The organism is uncultured Shewanella sp. (assembly GCF_947501225.1).
Taxonomy (GTDB): domain Bacteria; phylum Pseudomonadota; class Gammaproteobacteria; order Enterobacterales; family Shewanellaceae; genus Shewanella.
Genome location: NZ_CANMUW010000008.1, coordinates 159,505 through 174,582 on the forward strand (window position 1 = coordinate 159,505; position 15,078 = coordinate 174,582).

The 15,078-nt window shown below is 48.6% G+C and carries 11 protein-coding genes and 1 riboswitch; of the genes, 8 read left to right on the forward strand and 3 right to left on the reverse strand.

Features of this window, described 5'->3' with window-relative positions; translation table 11 throughout:
- Positions 1–94: 94 nt before the first annotated feature.
- The 3 genes from Q1B47_RS13370 to Q1B47_RS13380 form a co-directional block, all read right to left on the reverse strand.
- Positions 95–3,559, reverse strand: a complete 3,465-nt coding sequence (locus tag Q1B47_RS13370) for a zinc-dependent metalloprotease (protein ID WP_299794540.1) — start codon at positions 3,557–3,559, stop codon at positions 95–97.
- 26 nt (positions 3,560–3,585) lie between these two features.
- Positions 3,586–4,455 carry a hypothetical protein gene (locus Q1B47_RS13375; RefSeq protein WP_299794543.1) on the reverse strand — a complete coding sequence of 290 codons (870 nt, stop codon included), beginning with the start codon at positions 4,453–4,455 and terminating at the stop codon, positions 3,586–3,588.
- Between the two features lie 946 nt (positions 4,456–5,401).
- Complete coding sequence (locus Q1B47_RS13380) at positions 5,402–6,082, reverse strand: hemolysin III family protein (RefSeq protein ID WP_299794546.1); 681 nt, start codon at positions 6,080–6,082, stop codon at positions 5,402–5,404.
- A gap of 457 nt (positions 6,083–6,539) precedes the next feature.
- Positions 6,540–6,638, forward strand: a riboswitch (TPP riboswitch).
- 224 nt (positions 6,639–6,862) lie between these two features.
- Between Q1B47_RS13380 and thiC the strand changes: the two genes are divergently transcribed.
- The 8 genes from thiC (at position 6,863) to Q1B47_RS13420 (ending at position 15,065) form a co-directional block, all read left to right on the forward strand.
- Positions 6,863–8,821, forward strand: coding sequence for a phosphomethylpyrimidine synthase ThiC (gene thiC, locus Q1B47_RS13385; protein WP_299794549.1), 1,959 nt, complete (start codon positions 6,863–6,865; stop codon positions 8,819–8,821).
- A 3-nt stretch (positions 8,822–8,824) separates the two neighbouring features.
- Positions 8,825–10,402, forward strand: coding sequence for a thiamine phosphate synthase (thiE, locus tag Q1B47_RS13390; RefSeq protein WP_299794552.1), 1,578 nt, complete (start codon positions 8,825–8,827; stop codon positions 10,400–10,402).
- Complete coding sequence (locus tag Q1B47_RS13395) at positions 10,399–11,172, forward strand: HesA/MoeB/ThiF family protein (RefSeq protein ID WP_299794555.1); 774 nt, start codon at positions 10,399–10,401, stop codon at positions 11,170–11,172. Before thiE ends, Q1B47_RS13395 begins: the two co-directional genes overlap by 4 nt.
- Positions 11,159–11,401 carry a sulfur carrier protein ThiS gene (gene thiS, locus Q1B47_RS13400; RefSeq protein ID WP_299794557.1) on the forward strand — a complete coding sequence of 81 codons (243 nt, stop codon included), beginning with the start codon at positions 11,159–11,161 and terminating at the stop codon, positions 11,399–11,401. The genes Q1B47_RS13395 and thiS overlap by 14 nt, the downstream gene beginning before the upstream one ends.
- Position 11,402: 1 nt before the next feature.
- Entirely contained in the window at positions 11,403–12,167 is a 765-nt protein-coding gene (locus Q1B47_RS13405; RefSeq protein ID WP_299794560.1) for a thiazole synthase, read from the forward strand.
- A gap of 36 nt (positions 12,168–12,203) precedes the next feature.
- Positions 12,204–13,325, forward strand: coding sequence for a 2-iminoacetate synthase ThiH (thiH, locus tag Q1B47_RS13410; RefSeq protein ID WP_299794562.1), 1,122 nt, complete (start codon positions 12,204–12,206; stop codon positions 13,323–13,325).
- A gap of 100 nt (positions 13,326–13,425) precedes the next feature.
- Positions 13,426–13,695 (forward strand): chemotaxis protein, encoded by a 270-nt coding sequence (locus Q1B47_RS13415; protein ID WP_299794565.1) that lies wholly within the window; start codon positions 13,426–13,428, stop codon positions 13,693–13,695.
- A gap of 5 nt (positions 13,696–13,700) precedes the next feature.
- Positions 13,701–15,065 (forward strand): putative metalloprotease CJM1_0395 family protein, encoded by a 1,365-nt coding sequence (locus tag Q1B47_RS13420; protein ID WP_299794566.1) that lies wholly within the window; start codon positions 13,701–13,703, stop codon positions 15,063–15,065.
- The last annotated feature ends 13 nt before the right edge of the window (positions 15,066–15,078 follow it).

A 15,078-nucleotide genomic window follows, 5' to 3' on the forward strand; every position in this document is an offset into this window, starting at 1 on the left:
TGACAGGAGAGGGAACTCATAAAAAAATGTCGCCGGAGAGAGACTCTCCGGCGACATGGATTTTATTCAACTATTTAACTTTACCCATCTTTGCTCAATCAAGCACCGGCAGATAGGTAAGGGTCAAACGGTCTCGTTCAAGCTGACCATTCAACAGCTCGCCAACCGTACCCGATGAAAGTTCAACGTCCATCGATCCCGGGTTGTTTTGTATGAAGGCTTCGACACTCTCAATACGTGCGATCAGATTCTTCGCCAGGGTATTTTCGGCTGTAGCGACATAGATACGACCATTGAGCGAGATCTGTGCCTGAGTATCAAGCGCCGGGCCAGCCAGGTGGATACCTACATATTCGCGCCATACTCTCGCTTTTTGCTCGCCTTTATAGTCACTGTCTACCGAGGCTAGAACCACCTGACGTAACATCATCTCAAGCAGGTTGCTCTTACCCTTAGGCTGACCGTTGACGGTATCGAAACCAAAGTAACGGGATACCATGCGATCGTAGTTAGGCAGAGGCTCGATACTCTGAGTGGCAAAGTCGACATAGTTAGGTAGCAACTCATCGAGTTTTCCGCTTGCACCACAAGACTCGGCGAACAGCGCTGTGCCGCCGCTTGTTAGCCCGGGACCATCGCCCATTACCATCTTACATAGCATATCTTTGAAGTTATCGCCGACCTCTGGAAGGTCAACCAGTGCCTTATAACCACGGCCGGTTGTGCTACGAGCGGTCGTGCGGGAAACCAGCGCGCGAACGGCAAGCAGTTTGTCCGGCCATACGCCCAACACATCACGCTCGTTGACATAGGGGTGGTTTGGTGACGATGCCGGCACCTTGATACCGTTAAGCAGTCGTCCTGAGAAGACCACATCCATATCCAGCTTGTCATGGAAGCTTGGGTTGATTGCATAGTTAAGGATCAGCTCCTTAAGGGCCTCGGGTGAGTCAGAGAATTTACTGATCACTTCACCGGGTTCGAGCTGCGCCTTCATATCGCCACTCTTGAAGCGATACTGAGCCAGAAGTTCGGCGAAGTTGTATGATTTTCTCATGGCAACTGAGCCATCATCGGCCATCTTGAAGGTGACTTCGACGCTGGCATCATTTTCACCTGCCAGAGTCAGGAAGAAGTCAGCGGCGTCGTTCAGGGCTCGTTGATTGTTGCAGTACCAAGCCGTTGCCGAGTCATCTTTACATGGCTCGACGAAGTAGTTTTCAGGCAGTCCGAAAATATTTTCCAGGCTACTGATATCTTCGACAAACTGACGAATCTCATCGAAACGACGCTTACGGCCGACGGCATAGCTGATAGTATGATCTTCGAACAGGGTCTGACGGTTATGTCTCAGGTTCGTGGTTTCATAGCTATCGTTATACTTATCGATATAGAACTGGGCGATGTCATTAAGGTTTTCGCCGGCATCACCGCGGTTACAGTTACTGTTCAGAGATACGTGACCATCTGTACAGAATGAGTAACTGCGCAGGTCGTGCTGCTGAGCTATGTTGTATAAAGCTCCGAAACGGGTATCACCGTTGACATTGCCGTCCATAAGCTCCTGACGACGTTTCTCATCTTCCTCTTTTAACGATACAAACTTGAGACCGTTTTCAGATCCCGCCTTTAGCTCGACCTCACGGGCATAACCGAAACGAAGTGCGGCAAGATCGTAGGGCTGTAACATGGTGGCAAAACGGTTGACGTTATAGTCCATCTGACTGGAGAACTCTGCCTTGGCCGTCAGGTTGGGGTAGCCTGCAGCGCTAAACGCGTCATGGAGTGCATCGAGCTCTGTTTCACTGAAGGTGTTAGCCGCATCGGTACTTCCCGAGAAGTTATGTCTCAAACCGAAGGTATGGCCAAGTTCGTGGCTTAACGTCCCGGCGAAAGCCTGGGCTGCCAGCTTTGTCGTTAACTCATCCTGTAAAGAGATAGGCATCTCCTCGAAGGCAATAAGCTCACCACCTATGTTGCCGTCGACCCATAACGATGGATTCTTCCAGTCGATCTCGTGATCTTTGACGCCTCTTGGCAATTCACGGTTTTTACCACCATCGGCAAAGACCGTATCCATGTGCATCATGCTGTTCTCTGACCAAAATGCCTGTGTATCGGCATCAAATTCGACCAGATTCTCGAACGTGCTGTCGACCGGTAGTTGTGGCAGTGTGATAGCCGAAACCGCTAACACGGTATCAGGCTTGGCAAACTCTGCGCTATCGACAGCCGTGCCGGTAACGTTGACCGCTTCGGCAGTTGCCGTCGATGTGTATGGAACACCGGTGAGTTCGGTTGCCGTTGTCGCATCTAACTTACCGCGATTGTAGTCCAGGCGCACCTGACGGTAGTAGCGAACCGCACCCTGTTTGAGGTTAGAGCTGTACTGGTTTACCCGGGCACTGACAATTTCACCTGTAGCCGGGTTAGCAGCCGAGGGACCATAGCCGGCTAAACCGTTATCAAGGGGCTCGTCGAAAAGCGTAATGTTGCTGTAGCGCAGGTCACCGTGACGTTTATCGTGAGCTTGTTCGATTACCAGTTCAGGGAAGCCGGTCTTGTAAAGCTTGTTTTGGATATTCAGTGCAGTGATCGTCTGATGTGCTGCATCCAGATATGGTTTGTTCTTCGGCAGGAAGAAGTTATTGCTCATGTAGTAAGTTAAGGTTTTCTTTGCCGGATCTACACGGTTCATGTAGGTACGAACATAACCATCTACGCCTGCACTGTCTGTCGCATCACGGTAACTGTGATCCGATGTGAAGAAGCCGTAGGTGCCATTTTCATTCGGGCTGTAGGGGATTGGTTGATAATCCTTACTCGCCAGTTCATCGATGGCTACGATAGAGATATATTCTGTGCTCGTAAAGGAGAGGTTATCCAGGCTGCCGTTATAAAACTTATTGAGACACCGGGGCTCGGCTTGATAGGTGTGCTCAATTTCGAAGTTGATGACACCCTTGGCCAGATCCATCTCATAGCCTTTCCAGTCACCACTGTTGACTAAGCGCGGATCTTCGGTCTCGGTAACACATTGGCCGAACATGAATAGATCGTTGATACCCAGCTCGGCAATTTTTGTCTCGGCAAAATCCGGAACGAAGTAGTTCTTATCCTGCCATTTTAGATCGGCGTCGGTATTTTCCTCTTCGACATTGATGCACTCGCGCCATCTGTCCTCGGTACATTTATAATCGATATATTTACCGGGAATGGTCAGCACAGGTGCTTCGTTGTACTCATCGGTGTAGCGTGAGTCGTGCTCGAGCCCGATGGCATCACGGTCGATTTGACGAACCTGAATACCATTTTCTGTCTTACGTAGTGTGACAAGTTTCGGGGTGCCCTGGGAGAAGCCGCGAATCGATGCGGCGTAACGAGGGGCCTTACCGACACTGCGAATATAGAGATACTGGCGTTCGCCTGCCTTTTCTATGTCTGCCGTGGTGATCTGTTTTTCATCTTTGGGAAGTTCCTTATAGGGTTCCTCTCCCGCGCCACAGCCGCTCAGAGCCCAGGCTCCTGATATGGCCAAGCAAAGCATTGACTTCTTCATTTATACCTCTTGATTAAATGACTTACTTATAAATATGTTGTGAGTGACAAGTAGAAGGTTGAGCTCTTCTTGTCGTAGACCTCAAACCCTTGTGACGGGCCTATTTCGGGATCGTAGAACTTTCCACTGTTGTTATGGCCGACAGCCACAACCCAGTCTGGAGTGAACTCCCAGCCTAGCTCCTGAGCGAAAGTAAACTGATCATCCATGCGTCTGCCGTAGTAGTTTTTAGAGATGCGATATCGACCACTAACATCGAAATAGAGGCTGTCGGTAATTTGCCACTGGGCGTCGAGAAGCGTATCGAACTGGTGTTCTATCAATACTCTCTGGCCAGCAGTCTTATACTGATAGGCGTTATAGCGATAACGAGGTGATAGATAGAAACTCATCGAGTCGGTGGGTGTCCAATAGAGGTAACCGGCAACACGGGGCGCATACTGTAATCTATCGAGCTTGGTGTAGTGGTTACCCGGCAGGTAAACACCGACACTACCTCTGAGAAACAGGGTGTCAGAGAACACATGAAAAGGCGTACGGTACTCCAGCAGAGGATCGTAGAAACTCGATTCTTTACCGTGAAGGGTCTGCTTTTCGCCACCTACGGTCAGCAATAAGGAGCCCCAGTCAGATTTATAACTGACGCGGCTGCTGAAGTTATAGGCCTGATAGGCACTAAATGTATCAGAGTCATAGGAGTTTCTGGTAAAACCCACATTGATATAACCTGACCAATTAGTTTCTACTTCATTTCGTGTGATTTCATACTCATTAACCGCATTAGCAGGGGATGAGCCTAATAAGGCTAACCCGGCAATGGCAACACAATAGAGGCTATTTAATTTACTCTTTATATGCTGTGATGGTAATGAATAGAAAGCTGGTGTAGAAGGCATATTTCAATCCAATATATTTATCATTAGTAATATAAAAGACTCACAGTAATAAATAACTGATGAGAAATTTCTAATTAAGTTACTTGAGATGACTTAACTGTGAATAACAATCTTGATATCTCGCGTTTTTATTTGTCATTTGTTTAATTGCTTATGGCGAACTCGAGTTAACCTTATGCCGTATGGTATAAGGCTTAATGTTTTAAATTATCTATTTAATCATTGATACAAGACGTTTAACTGTGCTGGCAGTTAAAGTGGCTATCTATGTTGTTGTATTTTATCCGCTTTATCTGGATAAAATATAAGGCATTAACTTTTTAAATAAGTATTGCTCAGTCAGAATCAAACTTAATTCCAGTTTTGAGTAACAACGTAAGTTAAATTAGATAAACACGATTATCACCGTTACAACTTGATACATTTAATTGATAATATGTTTATCTTAATGTGGAGGTCAATAGTTGTTTTCTTCTTGTTTATATTTAAAGTCTAAAAAAGCAGTGTCATGTCAAATAATGTAATTATGTTTGTTATCAACTTTGTCCAGGGTTGTAAATGCAGTTGTGATTTATTTGTTACCAGGTTTGGTGTGTTTTTATTGTTGATACAATTGAATGGAAAATAGATAAAGTGGTTATCTTTTCAATCGATAAGGGGAGGAAAAAGAAAAGATCCGTATGAGAAGATAAACCTGGGTCTAATTAGAGTTAATAGTGTTTGGTTTGCATCAGATGATTTCGGCTAAGGCCTTTGAGAACGCTGTATGTGTGAGGTGCACGTGATTGCAATTGAACGGGGGAGTAGCGCCAGTTGTTAAGAGGGCTTGAGCTAATTTTAACGAGCTTGTGAGCAGTAGCTACGGCAGGTTGAAATGAGACGTTGAAGTCTTTGCCTGCTACCTTTCTCAACGTCCATGTTGATGAGATGAATAAACCAGTTAAATTCAGATGACTGTCAGGTAGATGCAAAGAAAATGGCTTAGCGCTCCACCTAGAACAAATAGATGCCAAATGGCGTGATTATAGGGGATCTTCTTACCCACATAGAAGATGACCCCCAGACTGTAAAACAGGCCACCGGTGAGCAATAACTGAAACCCCTCCTCAGACATGGCCTCAATCAGATCGGTGATGACCGTCATGCATAACCATCCCATCATCAGATAAAGACCGACGCTTAATCTCTTAAAACGATGGATAAAAAGAGTTTTAAAAAGCACTCCACCCAGTGCCAGAGACCAGATTGCAGTCAGGATTACCTGTGCCTGAACTCCTCCCAGAGTGATCAACATAAGAGGTGTATAGGTGCCTGCGATTAACAGGTAGATGGCACTATGATCGGCGATTTTAAGTCTATTTTTCAAAATTGGGTCTGAGACTGTGTGGTATAGGGTCGAACAGGTAAAGAGCAATATAATGCTGGTACAGTAGATCACTACTCCGGTTAGTTGAATGGGGGTTAATGAAGCCGCTCCTTTGAAGAGGGATAATATAAGGCCTATGATCCCGGCAACGATACCTAAGGCATGACTTATACTGTTGGCCGCTTCTTCGCTCTTTGTATAACCGCTTGAATTGACGCATATCGACGGTGAGGGGCTGGAATATAGTTCCTGTGCAGGCATAAAAAAATCAACTTCTGGTAAGACCAATTGAGACGAGTGTACCAGCATTTAGCTCAAAAAACTACAGTTGAGCGTACATGTGTACGCTTGTTTTTGAGGGCGGTTTTCCGCACATGATTTGATCTCGCTTGCTATAGAGATATACGAATCACGCCCTGTAGAACAAAATCAGATTATCACTATTTTCATATAAAATTAGACAAATTGGCTAAGTTAAGCTTCGGGGAAATTGAGTGTAAACCAGTAATATTTGAATATCGGTTGAGTGATAAACAGACTTTCAGATGGTGGTTATAATCCATAGTCAGGCTTGAGATGACCAGTAAATATGGGTATGTTTTTACGTTATCTACCTGTTTTAATTGGCTCGATAATGGAGTCGTTGTTTACCACGGTATCTCGAGCGAATAAAAAATAAATCTCTTGTTAATCTTCAGGCATTGAGTCTATACTTCTTGGCATCTTGTCGGAGTGCCTATTGGCTGAGACCGTTTATTCGGGATCCGTTGAACCTGATCGGGTTAATACCCGCGAAGGAAACAAGCATGATAATTAGCTTGAATTCGTGCTATTGATTTATATTGCAGAGTACAGCTGTACCACAGCGTTGTGTTCAAATATGTTTTTTTAGCCGTTCAGATTCAGAACTTTGCCCGAGACTTTCATCTCAGCAGAGTTAAAACAGTAATTATCCGATGCATCTTCATCGTCTTTGTGGATGTGCCAGCTATTCAACTCTCCAGACAAGCAACTTCATTCTTTTTAAAAGTGAGATTGCTTATGTCAACACGTCGTGAAACCCGGGCTCAGGCTCAACAATTTATTGATAATCTTAAACCGCTGCAACATCCCAATTCTGAAAAAGTTTACCTTGTGGGGAGCCGCGACGATATTCGGGTGGGAATGCGTCAAATTTATCAATCCGATACTGCGATCGGCACCTCAGGCTCCGAGCCTGTCTTTGAAGCTAATCCCCCATTGAAAGTTTACGATTGTGCCGGTCCCTATTCAGATCCTGATGCCGATATTGATGTCAGAAAAGGATTGAATAAGTTGAGACAGAGATGGATCGATGAACGAAACGATACCGAGCAACTCTCCGTTGCCAGTTCCGGATTTACTCAGCAGAGGTTAGCCGATTATGGGTTGGATCACCTACGCTTCGACTCGCTACTTTCGCCCCGAAAGGCTAAAAAAGGCCGGTGTGTTACTCAGCTACATTATGCCAGGAAAGGGATTATCACTCCTGAGATGGAGTATATCGCTATCAGAGAGAATATGGCATTGAGCGAGGTGAATGATGAGCGCTTAACTCAAAAGGCAGAGGGAGAAAGTTTCGGGGCTTCGATAGCTGAGCCCATTACCCCTGAGTTTGTCCGACAGGAGGTGGCACGTGGACGTGCCATTATTCCGCTTAATATCAATCACCCCGAAGCCGAACCTATGATAATCGGTCGTAACTTTCTGGTTAAGGTCAATGCTAATATCGGTAATTCGGCGGTGACCTCATCGATCGAGGAGGAGGTGGAGAAACTTGTCTGGTCGACGAGGTGGGGAGCAGATACCGTGATGGACCTCTCTACCGGAAGATATATCCATGAAACCCGTGAATGGATCATCCGAAACTCTCCCGTTCCTATCGGTACGGTTCCTATCTATCAGGCGCTTGAGAAGGTCAACGGTGTTGCAGAAGATCTCACCTGGGAGATCTTCAGAGATACGCTGCTGGAGCAGGCTGAGCAAGGGGTGGATTACTTCACCATTCATGCTGGTGTGTTGCTCCGTTATGTGCCAATGACGGCTAAACGCTTAACCGGAATCGTCTCTCGGGGGGGCTCGATCATGGCTAAGTGGTGTCTGTCACACCACAGGGAAAATTTCCTCTACGAACACTTCAGGGATATCTGTGAACTCTGCGCCGCCTATGATGTGTCACTGTCACTGGGCGATGGTATGCGTCCGGGCTCTATCGCGGATGCCAACGATGAAGCACAATTTTCCGAACTCGAAACCTTAGGGGAGCTGGTTAAGATCGCCTGGGAATATGATGTGCAAACGATCATCGAGGGACCCGGCCATATTCCCATGAATCTGATTAAGGAGAATATGGATAAGCAACTTGAGCTATGCGATGAGGCACCGTTTTATACCTTAGGTCCGCAAACTACCGATATCGCTCCGGGTTATGACCATTTTACCTCGGGAATCGGTGCCGCCATGATAGCCTGGTACGGCTGTGCCATGCTCTGTTATGTCACCCCTAAAGAGCATTTAGGCTTACCGAACAAGGAAGATGTTAAACAGGGGTTGATAGCCTATAAGATTGCCGCTCACGCCGGTGATGTCGCGAAAGGGCATCCGACGGCACAGATCCGCGATAACGCGCTCTCCAAGGCAAGGTTTGAGTTTCGTTGGGAAGACCAATATAACTTAGGTCTGGATCCCGAAACCGCCAGTGCATATCACGATGAGTCACTTCCTCAGGAGTCGGCTAAGGTCGCTCATTTCTGTTCTATGTGCGGACCAAAATTTTGTTCTATGAAGATAAGCCAGGAGGTCAGGGAGTATGCCGCGACTCAGGAGGTAAAATTACAAACCGATGAAGCGTTCAAGGCGATGAACATAAAACAGTCGGGTATGGCTCAGATGTCTGCAGAGTTTAAGGCAAAGGGGGCGGCGCTCTATCATGAGAGTGGCGCGCTGGTGAATGATACTGAGATTGCAGAAATAGAGGACTAGGCCATGACTCCTTCAATGCCTGCATCGCCGGTTTTAAAGCCTGTCGTTTGGACTATTGCCGGGTCGGATAGCGGAGGGGGCGCCGGGATACAGGCCGATCTTGCAACAATACACGATCTTGGCTGCCATGGCTGTAGCGCCATCACCTGCATAACCGCACAAAACTCGGTGAGCGTAACCTTGGTTGAACCTGTGTCAGAAAGGATGCTGCTGGCTCAGCTCGATGCATTGCTTAACGATCTGCCGCCAAGAGTGATTAAGATTGGCTTGCTGGTGGATCAAAAGCAGATAAACACACTCGCTACTTGGCTTGGCAGTGCATTGCGCGAGTATCAGGCCCGAAGCGGCAATGTTGTCTGCGTCATTCTGGACCCCGTCATGGTTGCCACTTGTGGCGTACGTTTCGGCGATGGTAAGCGGGGAGGAAACCGGCTCGATTTTCTGCCGTTCAGGGGAGTTATTACACTTATCACGCCTAATGCGGCCGAGTTGACTGAATTTGCCGGGCGTGGCCTCACTGATCTGAGCGACTGTCACGATGCAGCTAAATCCCTTGCAGACACCCTTGACTGTAGCGTGTTGGCAAAAGGGGGAGACAGAGGGGCTGTCTGGGAGGCTGAAACGGCGCGGGATCTATTTGTCTGCGCAGAGGCTGATGGCAGCTCTTGGGTTCATCAGCACAAAAGCTTCCTGCTATCGAGCCCGAGAGTGGATAGCTGCGATACCCATGGTAGTGGCTGTACCTTGAGTTCGGCGATCGCCAGCGTCATGGCCAGTGGCTTCGTGTTGCATGATGCCATTATGGTCGCTAAGGCCTATGTCTCTGCGGGGATAAAGCAGAGCCATCGCCCGGGTAAGGGGCCCGGTCCGCTTGCTCGTACAGGTTGGCCGCACAAGCTCAATGAGTTTGCGTATATCTCTGAGCTTAATAGCAACGATCCATTTGCAGAGAAACTCAAGTTCAAGACCCTGGATGAACGGCTCGGGGTCTACCCGGTCGTGACCGAGCTTTCACTGCTGCAGGCCCTGTTAGAGGCCGGAGCCAAGACGGTTCAACTGAGGGTAAAGGATAGAGAGGACCCCGGACTCGAAGCGAAGATCATCGAGGCAGTCCGGTTAGGCCGGGATTATCACGCTCATGTCTTTATCAATGACCATTGGGAGCTGGCAATTAAGCACCGGGCATTCGGTGTGCATCTGGGACAGGAGGATCTCTATCAGGCCGATCTGCCAAAAATTGCGCGTGCCGGCATTGCGCTCGGGGTATCGAGTCATAGCTTCTTCGAGTTGTTATTCGCAGCTCAATTGAGCCCCTCCTACATCGCACTCGGCCACATATTTGCGACAACCACTAAGGTGATGCCATCTCAGCCTCAGGGGCTCAACAAGTTGAGTCATTATGTGGCTCTGTTAAAAGGGCAATATCCTCTGGTTGCCATCGGCGGGATCGATCTAAACCGAATTGCCGCCGTGAAGCAAACCCGGGTCGATGATATCGCCGTGGTTCGTGCGGTGACTGAAGCAGACGATCCGATCGCGGCCTATCGTTCACTTGTCGATGCGTGGGAGAGTGAGGGGTGAATGATTCGGACTTTATGCGATATTCAAGGCAGATCTTACTGGATGAGGTGGGGATGGAGGGGCAGAAAACACTGTCTGCCAGCCACGCCGTCATCATAGGTGTAGGCGGTCTGGGGAGTCAGGTCAGCCATCAGCTGGCCGCTGCCGGAGTCGGAGAGTTAACCCTCATCGATCATGACAGGGTAGAGCTGTCTAATCTCCCCAGACAACTGCTGTTTAACGACTGTGATATCGGCGAGTATAAATCTTTGGTTGCAAGAGATAAGTTGGCAATGGCGTATCGGCACTGTGCGATATCATCGGTCACAACCAGGTTTGGACAGGATAACCCATGCAACGTTATTGAGGCGGCAGATGTCGTTATCGACTGTACGGATAATTTCAATTCTCGCCGGCTGATTAACCGTCAATGCGTCGATATGCAGATCCCTCTGATCACCGCCTCTGTTGCACATTTTCAAGGTCAGCTTCTTGTAACAGATCTTAGCGCAGCTCCTGACTCAGGTTGTTACCAGTGCCTGTTTCCTGTGGAGTCAGTGGAATCTCAAACCTGCCGCAATGTGGGGGTTGTAGGTCCTATGGTCTCAGTTATGGCCTCCATGCAGGCGCTTGTTGCTATCAACTGTCTCCTGGATATAGGTCAATTTACCGGTAAGTTATTACGCTTCGACGGGATAAACCTGAAGTGGCGCGAAGCATCGCTGACCCGTTCCCCACAATGCCCGGTTTGCTTTTCGAAATATAAGGAGGTTTGCAATGAACATGGCTAGAGAGATGAGTGAAACAGAGGACGAGACCATCAAAGTCTCAATCAATGATGAAAGGGTAAACCTCGAAAAAGATCTAACCATAGAGCAGCTTTTACATAGCCGAAATATAGCCGTCAATTCGGTAGCGGTAGTCTGTAACGCCAGAGTTATCACTAAGAGTGAGTGGAGTAAAAGGCTCTGTATACAGGGGGATGAGTTTGAAATATTTGCTGTAGTGGCGGGAGGTTAATATGTTAAAAATTGCAGACAATGAGTTTAACTCGAGGTTGTTTACCGGCACAGGTAAATTTTCAAGTTCGACAAGGATGTTAGAGGCGATAGCATCATCACAATCACAACTGGTGACGATGGCGATGAAGCGCTTAGATCTGAGCGGCGGCAGCGATGATATCCTGCAACCATTACTGAGAAGCGGTATAAAGTTACTTCCCAATACTTCCGGAGCCAGGGATGCCAGGGAAGCGGTATTTGCGGCTGAATTGGCAAAAGAGGTGTTGAACACTAACTGGATAAAGCTTGAGATCCATCCGGATCCTAAGTATCTGATGCCCGATCCGGTAGAGACCTTAGAGGCAGCTAAACGCCTGTGTGATAAAGGATACGTGGTGTTGCCCTATGTACACGCCGATCCGGTATTGTGTCGACGCCTGGAGGAGGTGGGCTGTGCCGCCGTCATGCCGCTGGCGAGTCCGATTGGCTCTAACCAGGGGATAGCTACCGAGACCTTTCTCAAGATGATCATCGAGCAGGCACAGGTTCCGGTAGTGGTTGATGCGGGAATAGGAACCCCCTCCCAGGCAACCCATGCCATGGAGTTGGGGGCAGATGCTGTATTGGTTAATACCGCTATTGCCAGCAGTCAGGATCCTGTCTCTATGGCACGCTGTTTCTCCCAAGCTGTTAAAACAGGCAGAGAGGCCTATCTTGCAGGCTTAGGCCGTGTCAGTGAACGCGCGGAGCACACGAGTCCGCTAACGGGGTTTCTTAATGACTAAGAGGATGACATTGCAGCCGGTAAACGGAGGGGGACGATGAGCTTCTTAACGTATCTGCAAGGATTGGATCGGGAGGCGCTGAAGCTCAGACTCTACTCCTGTGGCCCCCGCGATGTAGAGAAAGCACTCAATGGGCCCGCTGGCTCTCTGGACAGCTTGCTGGCGTTACTCTCTCCTGCTGCAGAGCCGTTTATTGAACAGATGGCTCAGCGTTCCGCGGCGCTGACCAGGCAGAGGTTTGGTGCAAACATAGGCATGTATCTGCCTCTTTATCTCTCTAATCTATGTGCCAATGAGTGTGACTATTGCGGTTTCAGCATGAGTAATAAGCTCAAGAGAGAGACGCTGACCCTGGAACAGCTCAATGCCGAGATGGCGGTGATAAAGCAAACGGGGTATGACTCCATACTGCTGGTTTCAGGCGAACATGAAACTAAGGTCGGCATAGATTACTTCAAAACTGTTGTGCCTGTAGTTAAACAAGAGTTCAGTTATCTGGCTATGGAAGTTCAACCGCTCAAGGAAGCAGAGTATCGAGAGTTGGTTTCGCTGGGTTTGGATGCGGTGATGATCTATCAGGAGACATATAATCCGACAATCTATGCCGAACATCACACCAGAGGCAAAAAGCAAGATTTTGCTTATCGACTGGAGACACCGGAGAGGCTGGCAAGAGCCGGTGTAGATAAAATCGGCATAGGAGTCTTGTTGGGGCTGGACGATTGGCGCCTAGATGCTCTGTTATTGGGTCATCACCTTTCCTACCTGGAGTCTCGATACTGGCGTTCCCGTTACAGTGTTTCACTGCCCAGATTGAGGCCCTGCACCGGCGGGATATCCCCCAGAGTGGAGCTGTCTGATAGAGGGCTGGTGCAGATGATATGTGCCTTCCGGCTGTTTAATGAGCAGCTTGAAGTAAGCTTATCTACCAGAGAATCCTCGGCGCTGCGTGATAATCTCTTAACTCTTGGGATCACTAACCTCAGTGCCGGCAGTTCGACGCAGCCGGGGGGCTATGTAAAACCAAATAGCTCGTTGAATCAGTTTGATATCAGCGACGAGAGAACTGCTCAGCAGGTGAGTGAAGCCATCAGGGCTCGTGGACTTAACCCTGTATGGAAAGATTGGGAGGCGGCTTGGGTCAGAAGGGGAGGCTGAATACGCGCTGTTTATTGCAGGCAGAGACGAGAGAAACTGTACTTCTCGTACGCGATGGTTAATAATTGACCATAAGAACGAGTTTTTTGGAGCTATCGTTATGGAAATACCTTCCAGTTTATCCTCCGGTCTATCTGGATTACAAAAAGCGCAGTCGGGATTGACCCAGGCTACTGTAGATGTGGCAAAACCTGCGCAGCCTCAGACCGAGGCGAATTTAGAAGCCGATGCCAGCCGGCCCGTTGAGAATGTAGATAAGACTCAGGCATTAGTATCAGCAGTTGAGGCGCAGAACCAGGGTGAAGCCGCTGTAGAAGTATTAGAAACATCTTCGGAGACCATCGGCACGATCATTGACCTTGAGGTGTAGACACCATGTTAGGCGTTACCACTTCGCCTGATATACGGCGCAGACAGGAAACTTCATTACCTGCTGTGCCTGCGGCACCCCGTGCCGGATTAAAGAGTGCGCCGGCGATAGAGTCATCCGCCGGTTCAGTCGTTGTTGCCGGGCCTGTAAACAACAAAACCAGTCACGCCAAACCTGACAGTTCAAGCAAAATCCCCTCGGTATCTGAATCGATTTCGATTGCGCCTAATACCTTAGCGCCGGTGACCAGTACCGCAGTTCTCACGGCTAAAGCTACTACTATCTCTCCCCCCCAGAGTGATACACATGAGCTTGCTGTCGATGGTTTGAATCTCAGTGAAAACTTATCCCCGCCAACATTTAGCCTTACTCAGGGGCCTTTAACGGTTACCGGCTTGATCAATAGCCGTAACACAGCCTCCACATCGGGTTTCAATGAGCCCGTATTGACTCCCTACGTTTCGCAGGAGCCTGAGACGAGTTCGGTATTCGATAAGATATTCTCAAAGGCGGCCAATAAACCGGAATCTCGGGAGGAGCCGCTTATCCCGGATACGAGCGACAGGGGGGCGGCTAAACCCGACAGCCTCCCACAAAATATTTTTGCCAATGAATCAGACAGCGGAGATGAATCGGAGCCGGTTTCGATATTTAAGCCTTCACGTGTGAGTGAGCAGGCGTTTGCAGAACAAAACGATAACGTCGATAACGTGCTGGAGCAACAGGTACTGGACGAGCTGGCAAGAAGGGATGCAGAGGTGAAGGCACATGAGCAGGCTCATTCTGCTGTCGGAGGCAGCTTAGCGCAAAGTCCGCAATTTAGCTATGAGCGAGGCAGCGATGGTAAAAGATATGCCGTCGATGGTGAAGTCTCAATAGATATCTCCATTGTACCCGGGGACCCACAGGCAACGATAAATAAGATGCGGAAAGTGTACGCGGCAGCCATGGCACCGGCTAACCCGTCTATGGCCGATATCAGAGTGGCGGCCGATGCGATAAGAAAAATGAATCAGGCCCAATCGGAACTTTCCGAAAAGAGGCAGGGTGAAGTCCTGACAATTGAAGAGATGGCCCCAATGATTGACGCGCAGGCCATCATAGATGGTCTCCCCCCGCCTGAGCCACCTGAGATGACTATAGGGGGCGAGGTCGATGAAACCGGAGCCGTCAGAAGAGTTCAGCCCGAAGAGGATAATGTCGTCAGTGACACCATAGATACCATAAACGGTCAGTTAAAGGTTCAGGCCGACTCTGCCTTCGAATTAGCAAACAGCAGTAATGAAGTAGAACGTTACCTCAGCAATACCATACTCGATAAATACCTGCCGCAAGAGAAAGCTTCTCACTCTTTGAACTTTACAGTGTGAGCTCCTCCGCTGC

Bases quoted from the DNA above. Each gene is read 5' to 3' on its own strand.
- Q1B47_RS13370 (WP_299794540.1), bottom strand. From the start codon at position 3,559: ATGAAGAAGTCAATGCTTTGCTTGGCCATATCAGGAGCCTGGGCTCTG.
- Q1B47_RS13375 (WP_299794543.1), bottom strand. From the start codon at position 4,455: ATGCCTTCTACACCAGCTTTCTATTCATTACCATCACAGCATATAAAG.
- Q1B47_RS13380 (WP_299794546.1), bottom strand. From the start codon at position 6,082: ATGCCTGCACAGGAACTATATTCCAGCCCCTCACCGTCGATATGCGTC.
- thiC (WP_299794549.1), top strand. From the start codon at position 6,863: ATGTCAACACGTCGTGAAACCCGGGCTCAGGCTCAACAATTTATTGAT.
- thiE (WP_299794552.1), top strand. From the start codon at position 8,825: ATGACTCCTTCAATGCCTGCATCGCCGGTTTTAAAGCCTGTCGTTTGG.
- thiS (WP_299794557.1), top strand. From the start codon at position 11,159: ATGAACATGGCTAGAGAGATGAGTGAAACAGAGGACGAGACCATCAAA.
- Q1B47_RS13405 (WP_299794560.1), top strand. From the start codon at position 11,403: ATGTTAAAAATTGCAGACAATGAGTTTAACTCGAGGTTGTTTACCGGC.
- thiH (WP_299794562.1), top strand. From the start codon at position 12,204: ATGAGCTTCTTAACGTATCTGCAAGGATTGGATCGGGAGGCGCTGAAG.
- Q1B47_RS13415 (WP_299794565.1), top strand. From the start codon at position 13,426: ATGGAAATACCTTCCAGTTTATCCTCCGGTCTATCTGGATTACAAAAA.
- Q1B47_RS13420 (WP_299794566.1), top strand. From the start codon at position 13,701: ATGTTAGGCGTTACCACTTCGCCTGATATACGGCGCAGACAGGAAACT.